Consider the following 25992-nt stretch of genomic DNA (forward strand, 5'->3'; position numbering starts at 1 on the left):
AACCTGCGACCAATTGATTAAAAGTCAACTGCTCTACCAACTGAGCTAACGACCCACTTTTTTCGTCGCTTCAGGCTTGTTTGATATCCCGTGGCAACGGCGGCATATATTACTGATTTAAGAATTCAGCGCAACAAGTATTTCGATAAAAAACATCTGACTGCTTAGGATTCACGCGACAAGACCAGAAATAATGCGATTTCTGGTCATGCCATAATCACCCAAGGGCATTAAGACGTTTCTGAGCCTGTTTCGCGCCGTCGGTGCCAGGAAATTTACTGACGACCTGTTGGTAAACAGCCTTCGCCTTCGCGGTATCGCCTTTATCCTGCATAATCACGCCGACCTTAAACATGGCATCAGGCGCTTTCGGGGATTTAGGGTAATTCTTAACCACGGAAGCGAAATAATAAGCGGCATCATCTTTTTTCCCCTTGTTGTAATTCAACTGACCGAGCCAGTAGTTGGCATTCGGCTGATAGGTTGAATCCGGGTACTTTTTGACGAAATTCTGAAATGCTGCCTGCGCGTCATCCTGGCGGGACGGATCTTTCACCAGCGCAATAGCCGCATTGTAGTCAGTATTGGCATCCCCGGTCGAGGCGGGAGCGCCAGAAGAGGCGGCTGGCGCCGCGGTAGCCGCCGCACCCTGATCGCCTGCCGAAGACGATGGCTGTGCACCTGCCGCCGCCCCACCGCTGCTCAGACCGTCGATCTGTAACAGAATTTGCTTCTGCCGTTCGACAACCTGATTGAGCTGATACTGATTTTCCTGAATCTGGCCGCGCAGGGAATCAATATCATTCTGATTATCGGAGAGCTGTTGCTGAAGTTGGGTTAAAAGCTGGCTGTGAGCGTTAGAAATACGCTCGAGTTGAGTGACGCGGTCTTCGACCGAGCCTGAGCCGACACTACTGATTGGCGCCTGAGCAAAAGCGGCCCAGGGGGCCGCTATGCCAACCAGTAACGACAGACTCAACAGATGATGTCTGAAGTTACTGCTCATGCAATTCTCTTAGTAAACCAGTACGGCGCGACGGTTTTTAGCGTAAGCCGCTTCGTCGTGACCCAGTACTGCAGGTTTTTCTTTACCGTAAGAAACGATGGAGATCTGGTCAGCAGAAACACCTTTGCCCTGCAGATACATCTTAACGGCGTTAGCACGACGCTCACCCAGAGCGATGTTGTATTCCGGAGTACCGCGCTCATCCGCATGACCTTCTACGGTCACTTTGTAGGACGGGTTGCTACGCAGGAAGTTAGCGTGCGCATCCAGCATTGCAGCGAAGTCAGAACGGATATCGTACTTATCCAGATCGAAGTAAACGATGTTGTTCTGCTGCAGCTGCTGCATCTGCAGACGAGCCTGCTCTTCAGAAGACATATTGCCGCCGTTACCGTTAGCATCCATACCAGTGCCGGCACCCAGCATGCCTTCACCGCTCTGGTCGTTGCTGGCGTTCTTGTTAGAAGAACATGCCGCGATTGCCATAACCGGCAGAGCGATCATCAGCCCTTTCAGCACTTTGTTCAGTTGCATTTCTTTGATTCCTTTAGTAATCAATTATTTATTATCACAGATACGGAGACCAGGCAGGGAATTTTACCTGTCCGTCAGTCGCCGGAATACGCGCTTTGAAACGCCCATCTGTAGAAACCAGATTCAGCACAGATCCCATCCCCTGAGAAGAGCTGTAGATTACCATAGTGCCGTTAGGTGCCAGACTTGGCGTTTCATCCAGGAACGTTGACGACAGAACTTGTACGCCACCCGCTACCAGATCTTGTTTGGCAATGTGCTGCTGACCACCGGCCGAGCTGACCATTACCATAAATTTACCGTCGCTGCTGACATCCGCATCCTGGTTCTGCGAACCTTCCCAGGAGATACGCTGCGGAGTGCCGCCGCCGATGCTGACTTTATACACCTGCGGACGACCGGCCTGGTCAGACGTAAAGGCCAGGTTCTGACTATCCGGGAACCAGCTTGGTTCGGTATTGTTGCTGCGACCGTTGGTCACCTGACGAATCTGGCCCGAGCCCAGATCCATCACATACAGGTTCAGGCTACCGGTTTTCGACAATGCGAAGGCCAGTTTGCTGCCGTCCGGCGAGAAGGCAGGAGCGCCGTTATGCTGCGGGAACGAGGCAATCTGACGCACCGCGCCGTTAGCCAGGGTCTGCACCACCAGCGCTGAACGACCGCTTTCGAAGGTCACGTAAGCCAGTTTAGAACCATCCGGAGACCAGGCCGGAGACATCAGCGGCTGCGGTGAACGGTGGACGACAAACTGGTTATAGCCATCGTAGTCGGAGACGCGCAGCTCATACGGGAACTGACCGCCGTTAGTCTGGACAACGTAGGCGATACGGGTACGGAAAGCGCCTTTTATCCCGGTCAGTTTCTCAAACACCGCGTCGCTGGCGGTGTGAGCCGCATAGCGCAGGTACTGTTTAGTGACCTTATAAGAGTTCTGCGCCAGAATCGTCCCCGGTGCACCGCCGGTATCCACCAGCTGGTAAGCCACGTTGTACGACCCGTCCGGGTTCCCGGTCACCTGACCGACAACCACCGCATCAATACCCAGCGCAGACCATGCCGCCGGCTGAACTTCTTGCGCCGTTCCCGGTTGCTGAGGCAGACGCGAGCGATCCAGTGGGTTGAACTTACCGCTGTTACGCAAGTCAGCCGCCACGATACCGCCAATATCTTCAGGCGCGGCACCCGGCCCTGCCCACTGGAACGGCACAACGCCGATCGGGCGCGCCGAGTCCACCCCCTGGGTGATCTCGATACGTACTTCTGCGTGCAGCACCGCCGCCCACAGCATTAAAAAACCAAATGCTACTCGTAATGCCTGCTTCATCATATCTCCCTTATCCGGGCGGAAAGCCCACGATAATTTAGCAGAATGTTAACAAACTCAAATACACAAAACTACCGAAACCCAGTGACTACCATAGTTTGTTTTCCCCGCATGAACGGGGAAGATCACTACAGTTTAAAGTCCAGTGTGGCATTTTTTATTCTTTCATAAACTGCCTGACTAGGCGGTTTAGGAATAGTCGCAGTTTTTGCCGCTGTCAATGCAGCCTGGCAAAGCGCCTGATCGCCGCCTTCAGATGTTATGCCTTTTAAAGTACCATCAGGTGCGAGGTTGATATGCAACACGCACCGTTTGCCCTGATAAAGGCTTGCATCATACAGACGGCTCTGGATGGCTATCTGAATTTGCCTGGCATAAGCGCTTACTTCTGCCCCGTTATCACCGCCGTTAGAACCAGACTTCCCGGTGTCTTTCGAAGGCTGATTGTTACCTTTTGCCCCACCGCCTGTTTTAGGCGCATTCTTACCTGAACTCAGATCGCCGAGCAGGTCGTCTACGCCCTCAGCATCCTTCGCTGCCGCGGCTTTTTTCGCGGCAGCAGCCTTGGCTGCTGCCGCTTTAGCCGCTTTATCAGCAGCAGCTTTTTCCGCTGCTGCGGCCTTGGCTGCGGCGGCTTTTTCCGCTTTTTCCGCGGCGGCTTTCTCTGCTGCGGCGGCCTTTTCTGCTGCCGCTTTTTCAGAGGCGGCTTTTTGCGCCGCGGCTTTTTCAGCTGCTTTTTCGGCTGCTTTCTCAGCGGCTTTTTCGGCGGCGGCTTTCTCGGCCGCTGCCTGCTTAGCCGCTTCCTGCTGGGCTTTCTTCTCAGCCTGCTGCTGCGCTTTTTTCGCAGCATCGGCTTCGGCTTTCTTCTGGGCATCCGCTGCGGCTTTCGCCGCTTCAGCTTCCGCTTTCTTCTGAGCATCCGCCGCGGCTTTCGCTGCTTCGGCTTCCGCCTGTTTCTTCGCATCGGCTGCGGCTTTAGCGGCTGCGGCTTCGGCTGCTTTCGCCTGCGCATCGGCCTTCGCTTTCGCGTCAGCTGCGGCTTTTGCTGCCGCTTCCTGTGCTTCTTTCGCCTGAGCATCCGCTTTAGCTTTCGCCGCTGCCGCCGCTTTCGCCGCCGCCTCTTCAGCCTGCTTCTGCTCTTCCTTCGCTTGCTTAGCCGCTTCCTGCGCCTGCAAACGCTCCTGCTCCATCTGTTTCAGTCGTTCCTGTTCGGCGGCCTGCTTTTCACGCAATTCTTCAGCCTGCTGCTGAGCCTGCTTCTCGCGCTGCTCCGCAGCCCGACGCGCGCTGGCCTGCTGCTGCTGTTGGCGGTTGTAGTTACTCACCACCGCCCCCGGATCGACCATTACCGCATCAATGGAAGAACCTCCGCCGCCGCCGGCTGAGGTATCCAGATGCTCGTCGAACGAACTCCAGATCAGCAGCGCGATCAGAATGATGTGCAGCGCGACTGAAATTATGATCGCTCGTTTAAGCTTGTCGTTTTGTTCGGTTGCCTTTGACACTATCGGTTCCCAAAAACTGTTCGCCTGTCCCCGCTACTCTCGCCGGCCGCGAGTCTGTGATTCTCGCAGCCAGCGGCCCGGCGGGCGCACATATCCGAAGCGATTAAATAGGCTTGGTCATTAAGCCAACCGATTTAACCCCTGCGCTATGCAACAGGTTAAGCGCTTTAATAATTTCATCGTAAGGTACGTCTTTCGCACCGCCGATCAGGAACACCGTCTTCTCGTTGGCGTCGAGTCGGCGCTTCGCTTCAGCAATAACCTGCTCTGGCGGTAGCTGCGACAGCGTTTCCGGACCCACTTTCACGCTGTACTGTCCGACGCCGGAAACTTCAACAATCACCGGCGGATCATCATTACTTTTGACCGCCTGTGTTTCCGTCGCATCCGGCAGGTCGACCTCTACGCTCTGCGTAATGATCGGCGCGGTCGCCATAAAGATCAGCAACAGCACCAACAAGACATCCAGCAGCGGAACGATGTTGATCTCGGACTTCAGTTCGCGACGTCCGCGTCCACGTGCTCTGGCCATGGCTTACCCCTTATTGCTTTCGCTGCTGGTAAACGCCTGACGGTGCAGAATCGCGGTGAACTCTTCCATAAAGTTGTCATAGTTCAGTTCAAGTTTATTCACACGCTGGTTCAAACGGTTGTAGGCCATCACCGCCGGAATCGCCGCGAACAGACCGATTGCCGTGGCGATCAGCGCTTCGGCGATACCCGGAGCAACCATCTGCAGAGTAGCCTGTTTCACCGCACCGAGTGCGATAAAGGCGTGCATGATCCCCCAGACGGTACCAAACAGGCCGATATACGGACTGATGGAACCCACGGTTCCGAGGAACGGGATGTGCGTTTCCAGCGTCTCGATCTCACGGTTCATCGAGATGCGCATGGCGCGTGATGCCCCTTCAACCACCGCCTCTGGCGCATGGCTGTTGGCGCGATGCAAACGAGCAAACTCTTTGAAACCACTGTAGAAAATTTGTTCCGAACCCACCAGGTTATCGCGACGCCCCTGGCTCTCCTGATACAGGCGAGAAAGCTCAATGCCCGACCAGAACTTGTCTTCAAAGGCTTCCGCCTCGCGGCTTGCCGTGTTGAGGATGCGCGTTCTCTGAATAATAATGGCCCAGGAAGCGATAGAAAAACCAATCAAAATCAACATGATAAGTTTAACCAGAAGGCTTGCCTTCAGGAACAAATCAAGGATATTCATGTCAGTCACTGCTTAAACTCCGCGACAATAGACTTGGGAAGCGCACGAGGCTTCATTAAGAGTGGATCAACGCACACGATGAGAACCTCAGCTTCGTTCAAAACTGCATTCTCTGCGTTGACGATTCGCTGCGTGAAAACCAACGAGGTACCTCTCATCGAGGTGATTTCCGTCTGGATTTCGAGCATGTCGTCGAGTCTGGCGGGCGCAAAATATTCCAGCGTCATTTTGCGAACCACGAAGGCAACTCGCTCAGCCAGCAAAACCTGCTGACTGAAGTGATGGTGGCGCAGCATCTCTGTGCGTGCTCTTTCATAAAAAGCAACGTAACTGGCGTGGTAAACCACACCACCGGCATCGGTATCTTCATAGTAGACACGAACCGGCCATCGAAACAGCGTTGTATTCACTTTACATCCCGGTAATGCAAAAAAAGATTAGTGCTTTCAAACTTCGCTACTATACGCGCGGGAAAGGTGGTTTGGAATGGGGGAAAGTAAACAGCGAGTAAATTTTTATGGGCTTATGCAAGCCCATGAGGTTAACAGAGTTCTCTTATTCTCTTCTCTTTCAAAAGAAGAAAAAAAACAGCCCCGTGATGAGTACAATATCAGCGATAAGTGGACAAAAAATCCCTTGCCAGTGAATGGCATGCGGGCGGAAACCGACGCCGTGGATAACGCCGGCACACACGGCCCACATCAGCAGGAAGCCGTGCCAGATCTCCAGCTCACTGGTCTTTGCCGCAAAGCGCGACGGATCCCAGAAAATGCAGCCGGCCAGCAGCAGCGCCATCAATAAGGAAAGCGCCCTTAACGGGCGCTTATCCATTATCGCATACAGCATTGCGATAATTTTACTCATCAGTGTTCTTCTTTACCTGCTTTGGTGCTTTCCACGTGCTCAAGCGCTAACGCGGTGATAACCCCAAAAGCACAGGCAAGAAGCGTTCCCAAAATCCATGCGAAATACCACATATCTAGCTCCTTACCTTAATACAACGAGTGGGTGTTCTTTTCGATGTCTTCGCGGGTAATGCGACCGAACATCTTCCAGTAACACCAGGTGGTGTAGCCCAGAATAATCGGCACGAAGATAATCGCCACATAAGTCATTACGTTCAGCGTTCTCTGGCTGGAGGTTGAATCCCACATGGTCAGGCTCACGTTCATCATCGTGCTGGACGGCATGATGAACGGGAACATCGCAATCCCGGCAGTCAGGATGATGCAGGCCAGCGTCAGAGAAGAGAAGATAAACGCCAGAGCGCCCTTCTCCATCCGCGAGGTCAGGATAGTCAGCAGCGGCAAGACGACGCCCAGTACCGGGATAGCCCACAGCGAAGGCATATTATTGAAGTTCGCCAACCATGCTCCAGCCTGACGAGTCACCTCTTTGGTCAGCGGGTTAGACGGCGCAGTGTGGTCGATAGCCGAGGTGACCACATAACCGTCAATCCCGTATACCACCCAGACACCGGCCAGCAGGAAGCAAACCAGCGTTACCAGCGCCGCTACCTGAGAGGTAGTGCGGGCACGCAGGTGCAGCTCACCCACGGTACGCATCTGCAGGTAGGTCGCCCCCTGCGTCAGAATCATCGCCACGCTAACAATACCGGCCAGCAGACCAAACGGGTTCAGCAGCTGGAAGAAGTTACCGGTGTAGAACAGGCGCATATATTCATCCATATGGAACGGTACGCCCTGCAGCAGGTTACCGAACGCCACGCCAATCACCAGCGGAGGAACGAAGCTACCGATGAAGATGCCCCAGTCCCACATGTTGCGCCAGCGCGTGTCTTCAATCTTCGAGCGGTAGTCAAAACCCACCGGACGGAAGAACAAAGAGGCCAGCACCAGAACCATCGCCACATAGAAGCCGGAGAACGCGGCGGCATACACCGTCGGCCAGGCGGCAAACAGCGCGCCGCCGGCGGTGATCAGCCACACCTGGTTTCCGTCCCAGTGCGGAGCGATGGAGTTAATCATGATTCGACGCTCGGTGTCATTACGACCGAGGAAACGGGTGAGCATGCCCACCCCCATGTCGAAGCCATCGGTGACGGCAAAACCAATCAGCAGGACACCGATCAGCAGCCACCAGATAAAACGCAATACTTCATAATCGATCATTTGACGACTCCTGTCTTAGCGTGCCGGCTGAGTAGTCGTGGAAGACTGCTCGTAGTGGTAGCGACCGGTTTTCAGGCTGCTTGGTCCACGGCGTGCGAATTTGAACATCAGATACAGCTCCGCGACCAGGAACAGGGTGTACAGACCGCAAATCAGCAGCATCGAGAAGAGCAGATCGCCCGCAGTCAGGGACGAGTTCGCTACCGCGGTAGGCAGTACCTCACCTATCGCCCACGGCTGGCGGCCATATTCCGCCACGAACCAACCGGACTCGATAGCGATCCACGGCACAGGAATTGCGAACATCGCAACGCGCAGCAGCCATTTCTTCTCGCCAATCTGGTTACGGATAACGGTCCAGAACGACGCCGCGATGATACCGAGCATCAGGATGCCGCAGGCCACCATGATACGGAACGCGAAGTACAGCGGCGCAACGCGAGGAATAGAATCTTTCGTCGCCATCGCAATTTGTTCTTCCGTCGCTTCAGCCACATTCGTGGTATAGCGTTTCAGCAGCAGACCGTAGCCCAGATCTTTCTTCACGTGATTGAATTCATCACGAACGGCCTGGTCGGTTGAACCGGAACGCAGCTGTTCCAGCAGCGCGTAAGCTTTCATCCCGTTGCGGATGCGCGCTTCGTGCTGGCTTAACAGATCTTTCAGACCGATAACCGGCTTGTCTACGGAACGGGTCGCAATGATACCCAGCGCATAAGGGATCTGAATCGCGAAATGGTTTGTCTGTGCGTCCTGGTCCGGAATACCAAACAGGGTAAAGGCAGCCGGAGCCGGCTGGGTTTCCCATTCGGCTTCGATGGCCGCAAGTTTAGTTTTCTGCACGTCGCCCATTTCGTAACCGGATTCATCGCCGAGCACGATAACGGAGAGAATCGCCGCCATACCGAAGCTGGCAGCAATGGCAAAGGAACGTTTAGCGAAGGCGAAGTCGCGGCCGCGCAACATATAGTAGGAACTGATACCCAGAACGAACATCGCGCCGCAGACGTAGCCGGATGCGACGGTATGCACAAATTTCACCTGAGCAACCGGGTTCAGAACCAGTTCAGAGAAACTGACCATCTCCATACGCATGGTTTCAAAGTTGAAATCCGAGGCGATCGGGTTTTGCATCCAGCCGTTAGCCACGAGGATCCACAGTGCAGACAAGTTGGAACCCAGTGCCACCAGCCAGGTTACCGCCATGTGCTGAACTTTGCCCAGACGATCCCAACCGAAGAAGAACAGACCTACAAAGGTAGATTCGAGGAAGAAGGCCATCAGACCTTCAATGGCCAGAGGCGCACCGAAGATATCGCCCACGTAGTGAGAGTAATAAGACCAGTTTGTCCCGAACTGGAACTCCATGGTCAACCCGGTTGCTACACCCAGCGCAAAGTTGATACCAAACAACTTGCCCCAGAATTTGGTCATATCTTTATAAATCTGTTTGCCGGAGAGGACGTAAACCGTTTCCATGATGGCCAGCAGGAACGCCATACCGAGCGTCAGTGGCACAAAAAGGAAGTGGTACATCGCGGTCAAGGCAAACTGTAAGCGCGACAGTTCGACTATATCTAACATCATGACTCCTTGCTCATCGCATGAAGACTCCGAGAATGAACCCTGCACATCTGATTCATACGCATGCCCCAATACAAAATAACTTGCTTCCCGCTTCGTTACCGTTTCGTCACCAGACGAAACAGCTCCTCGCAAAGGTTACAAATACGTTAACGAAAAACCCAATTGATTCCCCAATATATTACGCCGCAATAACCTTACAATAAACAGGATTTTATTGAATCAGTTTTACATTTACGACAGTGATCAATATATAGCGAAAATGCCTGACTTAAGCCAATTTGATTGGCGACAATTTAACGTTTTTTTATGGATTTTTCCAAGCTTTAAACATTGATATAAATCAATTTTTCTCACTCATGTTAATTATGTATCCCAACAAAGAATAATGGTGAAAGTAATGTTAAATATATGTTTAATGCATGCCAATAATGGTTACTAAAAAGAGAGATATGAGAAGTATAGGTAATATGATTTAACTTTAAGCCGCGTGGCGTGAAAAAAAATAGCGACCCGATTAATGTTAGACGCTTCACAGTATTTTTCCTGATAGACAGCATCAATTAAATCATCATTTTTATCTTTTCATTTTCTGGCAAGAAATAGCACTGAGTATCATTCCCTCCCCTGCCGAAAAATATCTTATTTTTATTTATAAAAAACAGGTTTTAAATCAATACAATAGAAGTGGTTTTTCTGAACGGTTCGGCCGTGGCGCAGTAAAACTGCGCCACCAGCCGCCCTGAAGCGCCAGGAAAGACAGGCATAAAAAAGGCCACCTGGACGGTGGCCAACCATGTCGAAATCGGACATTGTTCTGCTGCGCAGGAGCAGAGAGGGTTTACTTAATGATGGATTTCAGCGCTTCGCCGATATCCGCCAGGCTACGCACGGTTTTTACGCCCGCGGCTTCCAGCGCAGCAAATTTCTCATCAGCCGTGCCTTTCCCGCCTGCGATAATGGCGCCCGCGTGGCCCATACGCTTGCCTTTCGGCGCGGTAACGCCCGCGATGTAACCGACAACCGGTTTGGTGACGTGATCTTTGATGTAGGCAGCCGCTTCTTCTTCTGCGCTACCGCCGATCTCACCTATCATCACGATAGCCTCGGTCTGCGGATCTTCCTGGAACAGCTTCAGGATGTCGATAAAGTTAGAGCCCGGGATCGGGTCGCCGCCGATACCCACACAGGTAGACTGGCCAAAGCCATAGTCGGTAGTCTGCTTAACGGCTTCATAGGTCAGCGTACCGGAACGGGAAACGATGCCCACTTTGCCCGGCTGGTGAATGTGGCCCGGCATAATGCCGATTTTGCAAGCGCCAGGAGTGATAACGCCCGGGCAGTTCGGGCCTATCATGCGCACACCGGCTTCATCCAGCTTCACTTTCACCGTCAGCATATCCAGCGTCGGGATACCTTCGGTGATGGTAATGATAAGCTTAATGCCTGCGTCGATAGCTTCCAGAATAGAGTCTTTACAGAACGGGGCCGGAACGTAGATAACGGTCGCGGTCGCGCCGGTCGCTTCAACAGCCTCACGCACGGTGTTGAACACCGGCAGACCCAGGTGAGTAGTGCCGCCTTTGCCCGGCGTAACGCCGCCGACCATTTGGGTGCCGTAAGCAATCGCTTGTTCAGAGTGGAAAGTCCCCTGGCTACCGGTAAAGCCCTGGCAGATAACCTTGGTGTTTTTATCAATTAAAATGGACATTATTTCCCCTCCACTGCGGCAACAACCTGCTGTGCTGCGTCCGTCAGACTTTTCGCTGCAATAATATTCAGGCCGCTGTCAGCCAGTTTTTTCGCACCCAGTTCGGCGTTGTTCCCTTCCAGACGAACGACAACCGGTACGTTCACGCCCACTTCCGCTACCGCGCCGATGATGCCGTCAGCAATCAGGTCGCAACGCACGATACCGCCGAAGATGTTAACCAGTACGGCTTTAACATTGCTGTCGGAAAGAATGATTTTGAACGCTTCGGTCACGCGCTCTTTGGTTGCGCCGCCGCCAACGTCGAGGAAGTTAGCCGGTTCGCCGCCGTGCAGTTTAACGATGTCCATGGTGCCCATTGCCAGGCCCGCGCCGTTAACCATACAACCGATGTTGCCGTCCAGCGCAACGTAGTTCAGTTCCCACTGCGCAGCCTGCGCTTCACGCGGGTCTTCCTGCGACTGGTCACGCATTTCACGCAGATCCGGCTGGCGGAACAGCGCATTGCCATCGGCGCCCAGTTTGCCGTCGAGGCAGATCAGGTCGCCCTGTTTGGTGATAACCAACGGGTTGATTTCGATCAGCGCCAGGTCGCGCTCCAGGAAGATAGTCGCCAGACCCATAAAGATTTTGGTGAACTGCTGAACCTGTTTACCTTCCAGACCCAGTTTGAACGCCAGCTCGCGTCCCTGGTAAGGCATCGGGCCTGCCAGCGGATCGATAGCAATTTTGTGGATCAGGTGCGGGGTTTCTTCCGCCACTTTTTCGATTTCCACGCCGCCTTCGGTGGAGGCCATGAACACCACGCGACGGGAGCTACGGTCAACAACCGCACCCAGATACAGCTCTTTAGCGATATCTGTCGCTGCTTCAACCAGAATCTGGTTAACCGGCTGGCCGTTGGCGTCTGTCTGGTAGGTCACAAGGCGTTTGCCCAGCCAGTGCTCAGCAAAAGCGCGAATGTCTTCTTTACTGTTAACTACTTTCACACCGCCCGCTTTACCGCGGCCACCAGCGTGAACCTGACATTTCACTACCCACGGACCCGCGCCGATTTTTGATGCGGCTTCTTCTGCTTCGCGCGGAGTAGTACAGGCATAACCCACCGGCGCCGGTAAACCATAGCGGGCAAACAGTTGTTTTGCCTGATATTCATGTAAGTTCATGTGTTCAGTCCATCCTTCAGGGAATAATTATCTTTAAACCTGTAGGCCTGAAAAACGCGCTAGCGCCGCCATCAGGCATCTCATCAACGCCGGATGGCGGCGTAACGCTTTATCCGGCCTACGGTAGGTAATACTCTTGCTGACTACACGTCCAGCAGCAGACGTGTCGGGTCTTCCAGCAGCTCTTTGATAGCGACCAGGAAGCCTACCGACTCACGTCCATCGATCAGACGGTGGTCGTAAGAGAGCGCCAGGTACATCATCGGCAGAATTTCTACCTTGCCATTGACCGCCATCGGTCTGTCTTTAATGGCATGCATACCCAGAATGGCGCTCTGCGGTGGGTTGATGATTGGCGTGGACATCAGAGAACCGAATACGCCGCCGTTGGTAATGGTGAAGTTACCGCCGGTCAGGTCATCTACGGTCAGCTTGCCGTCACGGCCTTTCACTGCCAGCTCTTTAATATTCTTTTCGATATCCGCCATGCCCAGCAGGTCCACATCACGCAGAACCGGCGTCACCAGACCGCGCGGGGTAGAGACCGCCATGCTGACATCGAAGTAGTTGTGATACACCACGTCATCGCCATCGATGGAGGCATTCACTTCCGGATAGCGTTTCAGCGCTTCAACCACGGCTTTCACATAGAAGGACATAAAGCCCAGACGGATACCGTGACGTTTTTCGAAGGCATCGCCGTACTGCTTACGCAGATCCATAATCGGCTTCATGTTGACTTCGTTAAAGGTCGTCAGCATGGCGGTGGAGTTCTTCGCTTCCAGCAGACGCTCGGCAACGCGTTTGCGCAGGCGGGTCATCGGCACGCGTTTTTCAGAACGGTGGCCCAGTTGCGCAACCGGTGCTGGCGCTGCGGCAGGCGCTTTGGCTTCGGTTTTAGCCGGAGCCGCCGCCAGATGTTTCTCAACATCTTCACGGGTCAGGCGGCCGCCGACGCCGGTGCCTTTAATGGCAGCGGCATCGAGGTTGTGTTCAGCCAGCAGACGACGAATCGCCGGGCTGAGCGCATCATTGCTCTGCTCTTCCAGAGACGCCTGCTGACGCTGAGCCGGGGTGGACTCTTTGGCGTCGGCTTTCGCCGCAGACTCTTTGCCCGCGCTGTTGCCTTCACGCAGGCGACCGAGAATCTGGCGAGAAAGTACGGTTGCACCTTCGTCTTCCAGCACTGCGTCCAGAATGCCGTCCGCTGAAGCCGGTACTTCCAGTACCACTTTGTCAGTTTCGATTTCCACCAGCACTTCATCACGCTGGACGCTATCGCCCGGTTTTTTATGCCAGGTCGCAACCGTCGCGTCAGCTACGGACTCAGGCAGATCGGGAACCAGAATATCTACGCTACTCATTATGTATCCTTTAATTAATCGACGTTCAGCGCGTCATTGACCAGATCTTGTTGCTGTTTCTGGTGAACGGACATATACCCTACCGCCGGAGAGGCGGAGGCCGGGCGGCCTGCGTAACGCAGAGAGGCCCCAAACGGAATCACTTCGCGGAAGTGATGCTGACTGCAGTACCACGCACCCTGGTTGAGCGGCTCTTCCTGGCACCAGACAAAGTCATGCACGTGAGCGTAAGGCTTCAGCGCTTCCTGTACCGCCTGATGCGGGAACGGATAGAGCTGCTCTACGCGCACGATAGCGACATCTTTTTGGTCGTTCTTACGGCGTTGTTCCAGCAGATCGTAATAAACCTTACCAGAGCACAGGACAACACGCTTCACTGCTTTCGGGTCGAGGTCATCAATTTCACCGATAGCCGGCAGGAAAGTGCCGTTCGCCAGTTCGTCGAGGCTGGAGACCGCCAGCGGATGACGCAGCAGAGATTTCGGCGACATCACCACCAGCGGGCGACGCATACCGCGCAGCGCCTGACGACGCAGCATGTGGTACACCTGAGCCGGAGTCGATGGCACGCAAACCTGCATATTCTGTTCAGCGCACAGCTGCAGATAGCGTTCCAGACGCGCGGAGGAGTGCTCCGGACCCTGGCCTTCGTAGCCGTGCGGCAACAGCATCACCAGACCGCACATCCGGCCCCATTTCTGCTCGCCGGAACTGATGAACTGGTCGATAACCACCTGAGCGCCGTTAGCAAAGTCGCCAAACTGCGCTTCCCAGATGGTCAGCGTGCGCGGTTCGGCAGTGGCGTAGCCGTATTCGAACGCCAGCACCGCTTCTTCAGAAAGCACCGAGTCCCAGACTTTGAAATGCTCCTGACCGTTATGCACATGCTGCAGCGGGGTGTAGGTTGAACCGTTCACCTGGTTATGAATCACGGAGTGGCGGTGGAAGAACGTACCGCGACCGGAGTCTTCACCGGACAGACGGATCGGAATACCTTCATCAACCAGCGTAGCGTAAGCCAGGTTTTCTGCCGCGCCCCAGTCGAACAGCTTCTCGCCGGCCGCCATCGCCTGGCGATCGCCATAAATCTTCGCCACACGGGACTGCATCTCAATGCTGTCCGGCACGGTGCTGATGCGTTTAGCCAGCTCCTGCAGACGTTTCATCTCGACTTTACTCGGGTAGCTCTCATCCCACTCGTGGTTGAGGTACGGCGACCAGGTAAAGGAGTGCAGATTCATCGGACGCCACTCCTCAACCACGCATTCGCCGGCATCCAGCGCATCACGATAGAGGTTAACCAGTTCGGTCGCATCTTCCAGGGTCGACACTTTGTCGTGCTCAAGTTTGTCGGCGTAGATTTTGCGCGGGGTCGGATGTTTTTTGATTTTCTGATACATCAGCGGCTGAGTTGCGCTCGGCTCGTCGGCTTCGTTATGGCCGTGACGGCGGTAGCACACCAGGTCGATAAAGACATCGCGTTTGAAGGTATTACGGAAATCCAGCGCCAGGCGGGTGACGAAAGCAACGGCTTCCGGATCGTCCGCGTTGACGTGGAAGATAGGCGCCTGAACCATTTTACCGATATCGGTGCAGTACGGCGTAGAGCGCGCATCCAGCGGGTTCGAGGTAGTAAAGCCCACCTGGTTGTTAATAACGATACGTACGGTACCGCCCACTTCGTAGCCGCGCGCCTTGGACATGTTCAGGGTTTCCTGAACCACGCCCTGACCGGTCACTGCGGCGTCGCCGTGGATAGTAATCGGCAGCACTTTATTGCTGCTCGGCTCGTCGAGGCGATCGAGACGCGCGCGAACCGATCCGATAACCACCGGGCTGACGATTTCGAGGTGCGATGGGTTAAACGCCAGCGCCAGATGCACCAGGCCGCCTTCGGTTTCCATGTCGGAAGAGAAGCCCATATGGTACTTCACGTCGCCGGTGCCAAGGTGTTCTTTATGCTTACCCGCAAACTCGTCGAACAGGTCCTGCGGTTTTTTACCCAGAACGTTCACCAGCACGTTCAGACGACCGCGGTGCGCCATGCCGAGCACCACTTCACGGGTGCCGCTTTTACCTGCGTGCCGGATCATCTCTTTGAGCATCGGGATCAGCGCATCGCCGCCTTCCAGCGAGAAGCGTTTGGCGCCCGGGAATTTCGCGCCGAGGTAACGTTCCAGGCCTTCGGCTGCCGTCAGCTCGGTCAGGAAACGTTTTTTCTCGTCAGCGGTAAAGCTGGCTTTGCCTGCTACCGACTCAATACGCTGCTGAATCCAGCGTTTTTCTTCGGTAGAGGTGATGTGCATGTATTCCGCGCCGATAGCGCCGCAGTAGGTTTGTTTGAGCGCGGCAATCAGCTCGCCCAGTTTCATCGTATCTTTGCCGATGGCGAATGAACCTACGTTATAGCTTTCCTGGAAATCGGCCTCGGTCAGATCGTGGTATGCAGGATCGAGATCCGCCACTCTCTCTTGCTTCCACAGTCCCAGCGGATCGAGATTCGCATGCTGGTGACCACGGAAGCGATATGCGTTGATGAGCTGCAGGACTTTAACCTGCTTCACATTGGTATCAGGGTCGGAAATCGAAGAAGTGTAACGTGAGGCATCCTTCGCCAGTCGACGGAAATAATCACGCGTTTTCGAGTGAAATTGATCCGGTTTGACTCCGGTGCCAGGTAACTGCTGGAACATAGAACGCCAGTTGGCGTCAACAGAGTCAGGATCGGTTAAGAAGTCTTCATAGAGCTGTTCTATCCAGCTCTGGTTCGAACCAGAGAGGTAAGAAGAGTCCAGCCAGGCTTTCATTGCGCCGTTCTGCATCGTGATCCCTTAAGCATTTATATGCTTATTTCGCCGTAGAAACTACCACGCACAGCAATTGTACGTGCCGGGGTTCACTCTTTACGGACGAGTTGTGGCTTCTGCGTCCGCGAAGGAACCTTTAAAAACTGCCTAATAATCTTCTTTGTTCAGGCTGCGACTGTGTTGCGACCCTCACTCACTCCGGTCACATAGTTCACTATGCTCCCGGAGATTCGTTCTGCTCGCGCCTTGTCTCGCGCTGAACATCTCGATTATTACTATTCATGTGGCAGTTTTTAGAGGTTTCCTGCTATATCCCCCGGCGGCGCGAACGCTTGCCGGGGCTACTGCTTCGGGTAGCCCGGATAAGCGATAGCGCCATCCGGGACAGACCGGGTTGCTTACGCACTGCGCTGCAGCAGCATCGACTTAATATGGCCGATGGCGCGCGTCGGGTTAAGCCCTTTCGGACAGACACTGACGCAGTTCATGATGCTGTGACAGCGGAATACGCTGAAAGCATCGCTTAGCCCTTCGAGACGGCTGTCGGTTTCGGTATCGCGACTGTCAATCAGGAAACGATACGCAGCCAGCAGACCGGCCGGGCCGATAAACTTGTCCGGGTTCCACCAGAACGACGGGCAAGAGGTTGAGCAACATGCGCAAAGAATACACTCGTACAGACCATCAAGCTTCTCACGCTGCTCCGGAGACTGCAGGTGCTCACGAGCCGGAGGATTTTGCCCATTATTCAACAAGTAAGGCTTAATCTTCTCATATTGTGCATAGAATTGCCCCATGTCCACCACCAAATCACGGATAACCGGCAAACCGGGCAGCGGACGGATGACAATTTTCTTACCCGCCTGATTCAGCGCGGAGATCGGCGTGATGCACGCCAGACCGTTTTTGCCGTTCATGTTCAGACCGTCGGAGCCACACACCCCTTCACGGCAGGAACGACGAAATGAGAGTGACGGGTCTTTTTCTTTCAGCTGCATCAGGGCATCCAGCAGCATCATGTCACGACCTTCTTCCGCTTCGAGGGTGTAATCCTGCATGCGCGGAGCATCGTCAACGTCCGGGTTATAACGATAAATTGAAAACTCGAGTTTCATTTTCCTGTCTCCGCATTAATAAGTACGAATCTTCGGCGGGAATGCCGGACGCAGTTTCGGTTCCATATTGACGCTACGACGCGTCATGGATTCCGACTCTGGCAGATACAGGGAATGGCACAGCCAGTTTTCGTCATCACGATCCGGGAAGTCGAAGCGACTATGCGCGCCGCGGCTTTCGGTACGGAAGTTTGCCGACACCGCAGTGGCGTAGGCCGTTTCCATCAGGTTATCCAGCTCCAGACACTCAACGCGCTGGGTGTTGAATTCACTGGAGGTGTCATCCAGGCGCGCATTTTTCAGGCGCTCGCGGATAGCTTTCAGCTGCTCAAGCCCTTTGGCCATCGCATCGCCTTCGCGGAAGACCGAGAAGTTATGCTGCATGCACTCTTGCAGCGCTTTACGGATTTCCACCGGATCTTCGCCGTTACGGTTGCCGTTCCAGCGGTTCAGACGCTCAAGGGAGGCATCGATTTCAGCTTCGGTCGCGTCAAGCAGATCGCCCTGCTCGGCAATCGACTCCTGCAGATGCAGACCGACCGCACGACCAAACACCACCAGGTCAAGCAGAGAGTTACCGCCCAGACGGTTCGCGCCGTGGACCGATACGCAGGCAATTTCGCCGACGGCGAACAGGCCAGGAATCACCACGTCTTCGCCCTGCTCGTTTACGGTCAGCGCCTGGCCGGTCACTTTGGTCGGAATACCGCCCATCATGTAGTGGCAGGTCGGGATAACCGGAATCGGCTCTTTCACCGGGTCGACGTGGGCGAAGGTACGAGAAAGCTCCAGAATGCCCGGCAGACGGGATTCCAGAACCTCTTTGCCCAGATGGTCCAGTTTCAGTTTTGCATGCGGGCCCCACGGGCCGTCACAGCCGCGACCTTCGCGGATTTCGATCATGATGGAACGCGCCACCACATCACGACCCGCCAGGTCTTTCGCATTCGGGGCGTAACGCTCCATAAAGCGCTCGCCGTGTTTGTTCAGCAGATAACCGCCTTCACCGCGGCAGCCTTCCGTCACCAGAACCCCGGCCCCGGCGATACCGGTCGGGTGGAACTGCCACATTTCCATATCCTGCACCGGCACGCCGGCGCGAATCGCCATCCCGACACCGTCACCGGTGTTGATGTGGGCGTTAGTGGTGGACTGGTAGATACGGCCCGCGCCGCCGGTTGCCAGCACGGTCGCCCGCGCTTTGAAGTAAACCACTTCCCCGGTTTCAATGCACAGCGCGGTACAACCCACCACCGCGCCATCGGCGTTTTTCACCAGATCCAGCGCATACCACTCGGAGAAAATGGTGGTGTGGTTTTTCAGGTTTTGCTGATAAAGGGTATGCAGCAGTGCGTGACCGGTACGGTCAGCCGCAGCCGCGGTACGTGCCGCCTGTTCGCCGCCGAAGTTTTTCGACTGGCCGCCAAACGGACGTTGATAAATGGTGCCATTCTCCAGACGGGAGAACGGCAGCCCCATATGGTCAAGCTCCAGAATCGCTTCCGGGCCGGTCTTACACATATATTCGATGGCATCCTGGTCGCCGATATAATCGGAACCTTTCACCGTGTCATACATATGCCATTCCCAGTTATCTTCATGGGTATTACCGAGCGCCACGGTGATGCCACCCTGCGCGGAAACGGTATGGGAACGGGTAGGGAACACTTTAGAGAGCAGCGCACAGGTCTGGCCGCTCTGGGAAATTTGCAGCGCCGCGCGCATACCTGCGCCACCGGCACCAATCACAACTGCATCAAATTCTCTGACAGGCAATTTCATCACACACCCCACACCACAACAAATCCATAAAGAACGTAAGCCACCAGCGCAACAACGATAACCAGTTGCAGAATTAAGCGTACAGCCAGCGGTTTAACGTAGTCCGTCAACACCTGCCACATCCCGATCCAGGCATGAATCAGAATGGAGACGAGGGCTAACAGGGTGAAGACTTTAGTGAATGCGGAGGAGAAAAAACCCGTCCAGACTTCCCAGGAAATTTCACCGGTGGTGGCGAAAAAGCCGACCATATAGATGATGTAAAGGGTCAGAACGATGGCGGTAGCACGAACCAGAATGAAGTCATGTACGCCGTTGCGTCCCAGTGCTGAGGCGTTGCTTACCATACGAGGACTCCTGCGAGAAGTGAAAGCACGACAGTAATAACAAAAGAAATCTTAGCGGAGCGTGTCCCTACTTCGAGGGTTTCTTCCAGGTAGCCAAAATCCATCAACAGGTGGCGGATACCGACAACGGCGTGGTATGCCAGCGCGGTCAGGATGCCCCACATGATGAACTTCACAAAGAAGCTATCCATGATGGAAGACGCAACGAGGAAACCTTCTGGAGAGGAAAGGCTGGTGCCCAGCAACCAAAGCAGAATCCCGACCGCCACGAAGGTGATCACACCGGAAACGCGATGGAGAATGGACGCTATCGCTGTGATTGGGAACCGGATCGTTTGCAGATCCAGATTGACAGGTCTTTGTTTTTTCACATTTCTTACCATGAATAACGCCCACATGCTGTTCTTATTGTTTCCTTCCTCCGGTCTGCTTGCGGGTCAGACAGCGTCCTTTCTATAACCAGTGGTCATGATAAAACCCCTTTTCAAGAGCTAAAACGTGACCAGACAACGCTGGGTGGCTCGGGATTGCAGGGTGTTCCGGAGACCTGGCGGCAGTATAGGCCGTTCACAAAATCATTACAATTAACCTACATATAGTTTGTCGGGTTTTGTCCCGAACAGTGATCGAGGTCACGATAACAACATTATTTTAAATTTTAATCACCTGATTTGACAAATATTAAACATTCTTGTTACAACCATTACCAGATAAATGCAATAATGCGCAAAAGTTATGGGGTCACTCTTTCACCTGAGAATAAGTTATGCAACAGTGTGATGGTATTGACCGATGTAATCAGGACAGTTATTAGTGGTATACAGATTTTTAAATTCGGACTGCTAAAACGCTGATTTGCTGCTGTTTCGTCGTAGGCTGAAGACGTACCATCAAGCGCCTTTGCTCTGTACCCTGCCATTTCCGCTGACGCAGAGCTGTGTGCAACATAACAAACTGGTAACGTAATCAGACACGGGCCGAAGGCAAATCCACACCCGGCAGTCTTACGCAATAAAGGCGCTAAGGAGACCATAAATGTCTGATGCTAAAGCAAAAATCACCCTAGGCGGTGATACTGCTATTGAACTGGATGTGCTAAAGGGCACGCTCGGTCAGGATGTTATTGATATTCGTAGTCTTGGATCAAAAGGCGTATTCACCTTTGACCCTGGTTTCACTTCCACCGCATCATGTGAATCTAAAATCACGTTTATCGATGGTGATGAAGGTATCCTGCTCCACCGCGGTTTCCCGATCGATCAGTTAGCGACCGAGTCCAACTACCTCGAAGTGTGTTACATCCTGCTGAACGGTGAAAAACCGAACCAGGAACAGTACAACGAATTCAAGACCATCGTTACCCGCCACACCATGATCCACGAGCAGATTACCCGTCTGTTCCACGCGTTTCGCCGCGACTCCCACCCGATGGCGGTGATGTGCGGTATCACCGGCGCGCTGGCCGCGTTCTATCACGACTCTCTGGATGTCAACAATCCGCGCCACCGTGAAATCGCCGCCTACCGCCTGCTGTCCAAAATGCCGACAATGGCAGCCATGTGTTACAAATATTCAATCGGCCAGCCTTTCGTTTATCCGCGCAACGACCTCTCTTACGCGGGCAACTTCCTGAATATGATGTTCTCCACACCGTGTGAAACCTACGAGGTTAACCCGGTACTGGAACGCGCTATGGACCGTATCCTGATCCTGCACGCCGACCACGAACAGAACGCATCCACCTCCACCGTCCGTACCGCAGGTTCTTCTGGCGCGAATCCGTTCGCCTGTATCGCTGCGGGCATCGCCTCCCTGTGGGGACCGGCGCACGGTGGCGCCAACGAAGCTGCGCTGAAGATGCTGGAAGAGATCAGTTCCGTTGAGCACATTCCGGAATTTGTCCGTCGCGCGAAAGACAAAAACGACTCTTTCCGTCTGATGGGCTTTGGCCACCGCGTGTACAAAAACTACGACCCGCGCGCCACCGTGATGCGTGAAACCTGTCATGAAGTGCTGAAAGAACTGGGCACCAAAGACGATCTGCTGGAAGTGGCCATGGAACTTGAGCACATCGCGCTCAACGACCCGTACTTTATCGAGAAGAAACTCTACCCGAACGTCGATTTCTACTCCGGTATCATTCTGAAAGCGATGGGCATTCCGTCCTCCATGTTTACCGTTATCTTCGCGATGGCGCGTACCGTTGGCTGGATTGCTCACTGGAACGAAATGCACAGCGACGGCATGAAAATCGCGCGTCCGCGTCAGCTGTATACCGGCTACGAAAAACGCGACTTCAAATCCGACGTGGTCAAAGGCTAAGTGCGATTCTGAAGAGCAAAAACGCGCCTGCGGGCGCGTTTTTTTATTGTTAACAAAGTGCGTTCTGGCGGCATTGCCCGGCGGCGCTTCGCTTGCGCGGGCCGACAAAAGCAGGTCGATAGCGCAGGCCGCTTGCGTGGGCCTACCCCAACCGGTAGATACCGTGGGCCGGGTCAGGCGCATGCCATACCGGCACGCTATCTAAAAGAGCGAGCAACGTATCGCTAACGCTGGCATCCCGGACACCAGTAAAACGGCCGCGACGCGAGCATCGTTTTCTCGATAATCCCGCCGCAGCGCTCGCAAATTTCGCCATCGCGATGGAAAACCTTAAAGTGGAACAGCGCGCCGTGATGTTTATTCTCATCCACCCTACCGCGGGTACGATACGACAGGCGCGGAATATCCAGCAGCGCATGGGCCAGGGCATCGAGCTGCTTATCATCGAGCGCCGATGCGTTATGCCGCCCGCTCAACCCCACCTGCCAGAGAATCTCCACGCGTAAATAGTTTCCCAGCCCGGCCAGAAACGCCTGATCCAACAGCAAAGCGGAAAACTGCCGCCGACGGAATCTGGCCGACAGCAGGCGGGCTTTGACCGATTCCGCGGTCAGCGTCATATCCAGCACATCCGGTCCCACCCGCAATAAAAACGGATGGCTGGCCAGCTGCTCCGGCGTCAGAATAGCGATATCCGACGCGCTATAGAGCAAAATCGCCTTCTCCGCTGTCTGCAGTCTGACCCGCAGCACCCTATTGCTGACCGGCTGTTCGCCCGCCGCCACCACGCGCCAGACGCCGTACAGCTGATTATGACTGTAGAGCGTCAGGCCGCCGGAGAAATGGGTCAGCAGAGCTTTGCCGCGGGTTTCTATATGGGTTATCCGCTGGCCTACCAGTTGAGCTTGATACACCTGTAGCGGCGGAAAAGCGAACCAGACATCGGTAAGAGGTTCGCCTTTGACCGCCGCCTCCAGGCTATCCGCCGCGCGGCGGATCTCCGGACCTTCTGGCATAGTAGCGTCCTTGTGTTAGTGCGTGGCCCCGCCGACGATTTTCACATCGCCTTCCTGGCGCAAGGAGACGGCAATCGCCGTCTCCAGCGCCGCACGGACCGTTGGTAGCGCCATACTCGCCTCACCCGGATGGGCGGCCGCCTGCTCCGGGAGGTACGGAATATGGATAAAACCGCCTTTCGCTCCGCTTCTCCCGTTTAATGCCTGCAGCAGGCCATACATCACATGGTTGCAGACGAATGTCCCCGCCGTTTGCGACACCGATGCCGGTATGCCCTGTCCGCGCAGCGCCGCGACAATCGCTTTCACCGGCAGGCTGCTGAACCAGGCCGCCGGACCGCCGGCCACCACCGGCACGTCAACCGGCTGCTGGCCTTTATTATCGGCAATACGCGCATCATCGACGTTTATCGCGATGCGTTCGACGGTAATATCGACACGCCCCCCCGCCTGCCCGACCGCTATCGTTAACACCGGCTGATACTCATCCAGCGCCGCATACAGCGTCGTCAGGGCCTCGCCAAATACACAGGGCAGCTGTCGTGCGACCACGCGCTCGCCGCCAACGATCGCGCCGTCAAGCTGCTTAACCACTTCCCACGAAGGGTTCACCGCCTCGCCGCCAAAGGGTTCAAATCCAGTAATCAATACGCCAGCCACGATCCCTCCTTACAAGAACAGCAGGAAACAGAGCAAAAAAACGTTCACGATGGCTAATATCAAGCCAATGATGGTTTTATTCTTCTGTTTCCGCGCTGACCTGAATATTGCGTCCGGCAAAAGCCGCACGCAAACGGCGCGCAAAATCCAGCGCATGCTCGCCGTCGCCGTGAAGACACACGGTGTCGGCGATAACGTGCGCCCATTCACCGGTGAGACTGCGTACCCGATTGTGTTGCACCATTTCCAGCGTCTGCGCCAACGCCTGCTCTTCGCTGTCGATAAGCGACCCGGGCTGTGAACGCGGCACCAGACTACCGTCAGCCAGATACCCGCGATCGGCGAACACCTCCTGCCGCGTAGCCAGCTTGTAATGTTGTCCGGCGCGAATTAATTCACTGCCTGCCAGCCCGACCAGGATCAGCGCAGGATCGAAATCCCGCACCGCCCGGGCAATCGCATCGGCCAGCGGCGCCTCTTTTGCCGCCTGGTTGTAGAGCATACCGTGCGGCTTCACGTGCCTGAGTTCACCGCCTTCCGCGCGCACGATCGCCGCCAGCGCGCCAATCTGATACAGCATCTGGGCATAGACCGTCTCCGGCGGCAGCTGCATTGCGGTGCGGCCAAAATTTTCCCGATCGGGAAAGCTGGGATGCGCCCCGACGGCCACGCCGTTTTTCAACGCCTCACGCACGCATTTATGCATCAGTAACGCATCGCCGGCGTGAAAACCGCAGGCGATATTGGCGGAGGAGACCAGCTGTAACAACGCGCTATCGCTCGCGCAGCCTTCCCCCAGATCGGCATTTAAATCAATGATCATCGCTCAGTCTCCATGCCAGTTGTTCCAGATAACGCTGCTGATCCGCACGCGCTTTCAACGCCTCTTCCAGCGTGCACGGAACAAAGTGAATCGGCTGGCCCAGCGGAATTTGCGCCAGCTGGTACATATCAGCGTCGATAATACAGGCAATACGCGGGTAGCCGCCGGTGGTCTGCGCGTCGTTCATCAGAACAATCGGCTGGCCGCTATGCGGGACCTGCACCACGCCCGGCAGCAGGCCGTGCGAGAACATTTCGCGATCGGTGGTGCGGGTAAGCGGTTGGCCCTGCAGGCGATATCCCATCCGGTTACTCTGGGCGCTAAGCTGCCAGGGGGAACGCCAGAACGCCCCCTGCGAAGCCCGATCAAATTCATGGTACTCCGGCCCCGGTAACGCGCGGATGCGGTTCCCGACCGGCAGTGACTTAATGCCACGCGACGCGCTGAATCGCCGGGACGCTTTCCCCAGTTTCAGCCGATCGCCATCCTGTAGTCGCCGCCCTTCAAGGCCGCCAATGCCGACTTTCAGATCGGTACAGCGCGAGCCAAGCACCTGCGGGACATCAATGCCTCCGGCCACCGCCAGATAGCTGCGGATCCCGTACTGCGGGTTTTTAAGCACCAGATGCTGCCCGGCCTTCGCCGCCATTCGCCAGCCAACCCATACCGGCTTGTCGTCCAGCATGGCTTCACAGGCGGCACCGGTCAGCGCAAACCAGCAATCGCGTTCAAACTGAATATCCACCTGGCCGAGCGTAATCTCCAGCGCGGCGGCATTCGCCGCGTTGCCGACCAGCAGGTTGGCAATCACCAGCGAAGGTTTATCCAGCGCGCCGCAGAGACTGATCCCCGACTGCCGCTGTCCTTCACGCCCGCCATCCTGTACCGAGGAGTACATTCCGGCGCGGATCATCTTCAGCATATCCCCTCCTTTTGCGGCACAAAGCGAACGCGATCGCCGGCACGCAGCAGCACGGGCTCCTGACGCATGGGATCAAAAAGCGCCAGCGGCGTGCGGCCCAGCAGTTGCCATCCGCCCGGCGTCGCCAGCGGATACACGCCGGTTTGCGCGCCGCCGATGCCGACAGAGCCGGCGGGGACCCGCAGACGCGGTTCCGCATGTCGCGGCATCGCTAAACGTTCCGGCAGTCCGCCGAGATAGGGAAATCCCGGCTGGAAACCAAGAAACCACACCACGTACTCGACGGAGGCGTGCAGTTCAACGACCTGCTTTTCCGTCAGCCCGCTGTGGAGCGCCACGTTTGCCAGATCGGGGCCATCTTCACCACCGTAGATAACCGGAATGGTCATCAGCCGCGACTGCGGCTCAAGCGCCTCACTCTCCTCCCACCAGCGCTGCAACTGCTCAATCGCATCCCATGCCATCGTCTGCGGATGGCGCAGGACCACGGTAATATTGTTCATCCCCGGTATCGCATCCAGGGCCTCTTCATGATCCGCCAGTCTTTGGGCCAGCCGCCAGATACGCTTTTGACTCTCCAGCGTCAGCGGGGGATCGAGCTCCAGAACCACGGCGGTTTCGCCTAACATGTAACAACGCGCTCGCTGCAC

At 55.2% G+C, this 25992-nt stretch carries 25 protein-coding genes; 1 reads left to right on the plus strand and 24 read right to left on the minus strand.

Going from position 1 to position 25992, the window contains the following annotated elements; all coding sequences use genetic code 11:
• Window positions 1-217 precede the first annotated feature (217 nt).
• The 19 genes from cpoB to sdhC all read right to left on the minus strand — a co-directional run bounded on the left by cpoB (window position 218) and on the right by sdhC (window position 19997).
• Complete coding sequence (gene cpoB, locus CWM52_RS19740; RefSeq protein ID WP_100685643.1) at window positions 218-1006, minus strand: cell division protein CpoB; 789 nt, start codon at window positions 1004-1006, stop codon at window positions 218-220.
• A 9-nt stretch (window positions 1007-1015) separates the two neighbouring features.
• A complete protein-coding gene (gene pal, locus CWM52_RS19745; protein ID WP_002895068.1) occupies window positions 1016-1540 on the minus strand; it encodes a peptidoglycan-associated lipoprotein Pal in 525 nt (174 codons plus the stop codon).
• A gap of 34 nt (window positions 1541-1574) precedes the next feature.
• Entirely contained in the window at window positions 1575-2867 is a 1293-nt protein-coding gene (gene tolB, locus CWM52_RS19750) for a Tol-Pal system beta propeller repeat protein TolB (protein WP_100685644.1), read from the minus strand.
• A gap of 128 nt (window positions 2868-2995) precedes the next feature.
• On the minus strand, window positions 2996-4372 hold the full coding sequence (tolA, locus tag CWM52_RS19755; RefSeq protein ID WP_100685645.1) for a cell envelope integrity protein TolA: 1377 nt from the start codon (window positions 4370-4372) through the stop codon (window positions 2996-2998).
• Between the two features lie 103 nt (window positions 4373-4475).
• A complete protein-coding gene (tolR, locus tag CWM52_RS19760; protein WP_100685646.1) occupies window positions 4476-4904 on the minus strand; it encodes a colicin uptake protein TolR in 429 nt (142 codons plus the stop codon).
• 3 nt (window positions 4905-4907) lie between these two features.
• The gene (gene tolQ / locus CWM52_RS19765; protein ID WP_004859692.1) at window positions 4908-5600 is read right to left on the minus strand and encodes a Tol-Pal system protein TolQ; all 693 of its coding nucleotides are present in this window, start codon (window positions 5598-5600) and stop codon (window positions 4908-4910) included.
• Window positions 5597-6001: a tol-pal system-associated acyl-CoA thioesterase gene (gene ybgC / locus CWM52_RS19770; protein WP_100685647.1), complete on the minus strand. Its 405-nt coding sequence runs from the start codon at window positions 5999-6001 to the stop codon at window positions 5597-5599. Before ybgC ends, tolQ begins: the two co-directional genes overlap by 4 nt.
• 160 nt (window positions 6002-6161) lie before the next feature.
• The gene (gene ybgE, locus CWM52_RS19775) at window positions 6162-6455 is read right to left on the minus strand and encodes a cyd operon protein YbgE (RefSeq protein WP_100685648.1); all 294 of its coding nucleotides are present in this window, start codon (window positions 6453-6455) and stop codon (window positions 6162-6164) included.
• Entirely contained in the window at window positions 6455-6568 is a 114-nt protein-coding gene (gene cydX, locus CWM52_RS19780) for a cytochrome bd-I oxidase subunit CydX (RefSeq protein WP_004859685.1), read from the minus strand. Before cydX ends, ybgE begins: the two co-directional genes overlap by 1 nt.
• 15 nt (window positions 6569-6583) lie before the next feature.
• Window positions 6584-7723, minus strand: a complete 1140-nt coding sequence (cydB, locus tag CWM52_RS19785) for a cytochrome d ubiquinol oxidase subunit II (protein ID WP_100685649.1) — start codon at window positions 7721-7723, stop codon at window positions 6584-6586.
• 15 nt (window positions 7724-7738) lie between these two features.
• On the minus strand, window positions 7739-9307 hold the full coding sequence (gene cydA / locus CWM52_RS19790) for a cytochrome ubiquinol oxidase subunit I (protein WP_100685650.1): 1569 nt from the start codon (window positions 9305-9307) through the stop codon (window positions 7739-7741).
• Window positions 9308-10148: 841 nt separating this feature from the next.
• Window positions 10149-11018 carry a succinate--CoA ligase subunit alpha gene (gene sucD, locus CWM52_RS19795; protein ID WP_004859678.1) on the minus strand — a complete coding sequence of 290 codons (870 nt, stop codon included), beginning with the start codon at window positions 11016-11018 and terminating at the stop codon, window positions 10149-10151.
• Window positions 11018-12184 (minus strand): ADP-forming succinate--CoA ligase subunit beta, encoded by a 1167-nt coding sequence (gene sucC / locus CWM52_RS19800; protein WP_004859677.1) that lies wholly within the window; start codon window positions 12182-12184, stop codon window positions 11018-11020. Before sucC ends, sucD begins: the two co-directional genes overlap by 1 nt.
• A 143-nt stretch (window positions 12185-12327) precedes the next feature.
• On the minus strand, window positions 12328-13548 hold the full coding sequence (gene odhB, locus CWM52_RS19805) for a 2-oxoglutarate dehydrogenase complex dihydrolipoyllysine-residue succinyltransferase (protein WP_100685651.1): 1221 nt from the start codon (window positions 13546-13548) through the stop codon (window positions 12328-12330).
• A gap of 14 nt (window positions 13549-13562) precedes the next feature.
• The gene (sucA, locus tag CWM52_RS19810; protein ID WP_100685652.1) at window positions 13563-16370 is read right to left on the minus strand and encodes a 2-oxoglutarate dehydrogenase E1 component; all 2808 of its coding nucleotides are present in this window, start codon (window positions 16368-16370) and stop codon (window positions 13563-13565) included.
• Window positions 16371-16753: 383 nt separating this feature from the next.
• Window positions 16754-17470 carry a succinate dehydrogenase iron-sulfur subunit SdhB gene (gene sdhB, locus CWM52_RS19815; RefSeq protein WP_100685653.1) on the minus strand — a complete coding sequence of 239 codons (717 nt, stop codon included), beginning with the start codon at window positions 17468-17470 and terminating at the stop codon, window positions 16754-16756.
• 15 nt (window positions 17471-17485) lie between these two features.
• A complete protein-coding gene (gene sdhA / locus CWM52_RS19820; protein ID WP_004859668.1) occupies window positions 17486-19252 on the minus strand; it encodes a succinate dehydrogenase flavoprotein subunit in 1767 nt (588 codons plus the stop codon).
• Window positions 19252-19599, minus strand: coding sequence for a succinate dehydrogenase membrane anchor subunit (gene sdhD, locus CWM52_RS19825; RefSeq protein WP_004859665.1), 348 nt, complete (start codon window positions 19597-19599; stop codon window positions 19252-19254). The genes sdhA and sdhD overlap by 1 nt, the downstream gene beginning before the upstream one ends.
• Entirely contained in the window at window positions 19593-19997 is a 405-nt protein-coding gene (gene sdhC, locus CWM52_RS19830) for a succinate dehydrogenase cytochrome b556 subunit (protein ID WP_004859662.1), read from the minus strand. Before sdhC ends, sdhD begins: the two co-directional genes overlap by 7 nt.
• 637 nt (window positions 19998-20634) lie before the next feature.
• Here sdhC and gltA point away from each other — a divergent pair.
• Window positions 20635-21921 carry a citrate synthase gene (gltA, locus tag CWM52_RS19845; protein ID WP_100685655.1) on the plus strand — a complete coding sequence of 429 codons (1287 nt, stop codon included), beginning with the start codon at window positions 20635-20637 and terminating at the stop codon, window positions 21919-21921.
• 224 nt (window positions 21922-22145) lie between these two features.
• On the opposite strand, the gene nei is transcribed toward gltA, so the two are convergent.
• The 5 genes from nei to pxpB form a co-directional block, all read right to left on the minus strand.
• On the minus strand, window positions 22146-22937 hold the full coding sequence (gene nei, locus CWM52_RS19850) for an endonuclease VIII (RefSeq protein ID WP_100685656.1): 792 nt from the start codon (window positions 22935-22937) through the stop codon (window positions 22146-22148).
• Window positions 22938-22952: 15 nt separating this feature from the next.
• Window positions 22953-23597 carry a pyroglutamyl-peptidase I gene (gene pcp / locus CWM52_RS19855; RefSeq protein WP_100685657.1) on the minus strand — a complete coding sequence of 215 codons (645 nt, stop codon included), beginning with the start codon at window positions 23595-23597 and terminating at the stop codon, window positions 22953-22955.
• A 76-nt stretch (window positions 23598-23673) separates the two neighbouring features.
• On the minus strand, window positions 23674-24420 hold the full coding sequence (gene pxpA / locus CWM52_RS19860) for a 5-oxoprolinase subunit PxpA (protein WP_100685658.1): 747 nt from the start codon (window positions 24418-24420) through the stop codon (window positions 23674-23676).
• A complete protein-coding gene (gene pxpC / locus CWM52_RS19865) occupies window positions 24410-25342 on the minus strand; it encodes a 5-oxoprolinase subunit PxpC (RefSeq protein ID WP_100685659.1) in 933 nt (310 codons plus the stop codon). The genes pxpA and pxpC overlap by 11 nt, the downstream gene beginning before the upstream one ends.
• Window positions 25336-25992: a 5-oxoprolinase subunit PxpB gene (gene pxpB, locus CWM52_RS19870; protein ID WP_100685660.1), complete on the minus strand. Its 657-nt coding sequence runs from the start codon at window positions 25990-25992 to the stop codon at window positions 25336-25338. The genes pxpC and pxpB overlap by 7 nt, the downstream gene beginning before the upstream one ends.

The organism is Raoultella sp. T31, from assembly GCF_002806725.1.
Classification (GTDB): domain Bacteria; phylum Pseudomonadota; class Gammaproteobacteria; order Enterobacterales; family Enterobacteriaceae; genus Klebsiella; species Klebsiella electrica.

Excerpts from the sequence above, each read along its gene's own strand:
- cpoB (WP_100685643.1), bottom strand. The coding sequence starts at position 1,006 with ATGAGCAGTAACTTCAGACATCATCTGTTGAGTCTGTCGTTACTGGTT.
- pal (WP_002895068.1), bottom strand. The coding sequence starts at position 1,540 with ATGCAACTGAACAAAGTGCTGAAAGGGCTGATGATCGCTCTGCCGGTT.
- tolB (WP_100685644.1), bottom strand. The coding sequence starts at position 2,867 with ATGAAGCAGGCATTACGAGTAGCATTTGGTTTTTTAATGCTGTGGGCG.
- tolR (WP_100685646.1), bottom strand. The coding sequence starts at position 4,904 with ATGGCCAGAGCACGTGGACGCGGACGTCGCGAACTGAAGTCCGAGATC.
- ybgE (WP_100685648.1), bottom strand. The coding sequence starts at position 6,455 with ATGAGTAAAATTATCGCAATGCTGTATGCGATAATGGATAAGCGCCCG.
- cydX (WP_004859685.1), bottom strand. The coding sequence starts at position 6,568 with ATGTGGTATTTCGCATGGATTTTGGGAACGCTTCTTGCCTGTGCTTTT.
- cydB (WP_100685649.1), bottom strand. The coding sequence starts at position 7,723 with ATGATCGATTATGAAGTATTGCGTTTTATCTGGTGGCTGCTGATCGGT.
- cydA (WP_100685650.1), bottom strand. The coding sequence starts at position 9,307 with ATGTTAGATATAGTCGAACTGTCGCGCTTACAGTTTGCCTTGACCGCG.
- sucD (WP_004859678.1), bottom strand. The coding sequence starts at position 11,018 with ATGTCCATTTTAATTGATAAAAACACCAAGGTTATCTGCCAGGGCTTT.
- sucC (WP_004859677.1), bottom strand. The coding sequence starts at position 12,184 with ATGAACTTACATGAATATCAGGCAAAACAACTGTTTGCCCGCTATGGT.
- odhB (WP_100685651.1), bottom strand. The coding sequence starts at position 13,548 with ATGAGTAGCGTAGATATTCTGGTTCCCGATCTGCCTGAGTCCGTAGCT.
- sucA (WP_100685652.1), bottom strand. The coding sequence starts at position 16,370 with ATGCAGAACGGCGCAATGAAAGCCTGGCTGGACTCTTCTTACCTCTCT.
- sdhB (WP_100685653.1), bottom strand. The coding sequence starts at position 17,470 with ATGAAACTCGAGTTTTCAATTTATCGTTATAACCCGGACGTTGACGAT.
- sdhA (WP_004859668.1), bottom strand. The coding sequence starts at position 19,252 with ATGAAATTGCCTGTCAGAGAATTTGATGCAGTTGTGATTGGTGCCGGT.
- sdhD (WP_004859665.1), bottom strand. The coding sequence starts at position 19,599 with ATGGTAAGCAACGCCTCAGCACTGGGACGCAACGGCGTACATGACTTC.
- sdhC (WP_004859662.1), bottom strand. The coding sequence starts at position 19,997 with ATGTGGGCGTTATTCATGGTAAGAAATGTGAAAAAACAAAGACCTGTC.
- gltA (WP_100685655.1), top strand. The coding sequence starts at position 20,635 with ATGTCTGATGCTAAAGCAAAAATCACCCTAGGCGGTGATACTGCTATT.
- nei (WP_100685656.1), bottom strand. The coding sequence starts at position 22,937 with ATGCCAGAAGGTCCGGAGATCCGCCGCGCGGCGGATAGCCTGGAGGCG.
- pxpA (WP_100685658.1), bottom strand. The coding sequence starts at position 24,420 with ATGATCATTGATTTAAATGCCGATCTGGGGGAAGGCTGCGCGAGCGAT.
- pxpC (WP_100685659.1), bottom strand. The coding sequence starts at position 25,342 with ATGCTGAAGATGATCCGCGCCGGAATGTACTCCTCGGTACAGGATGGC.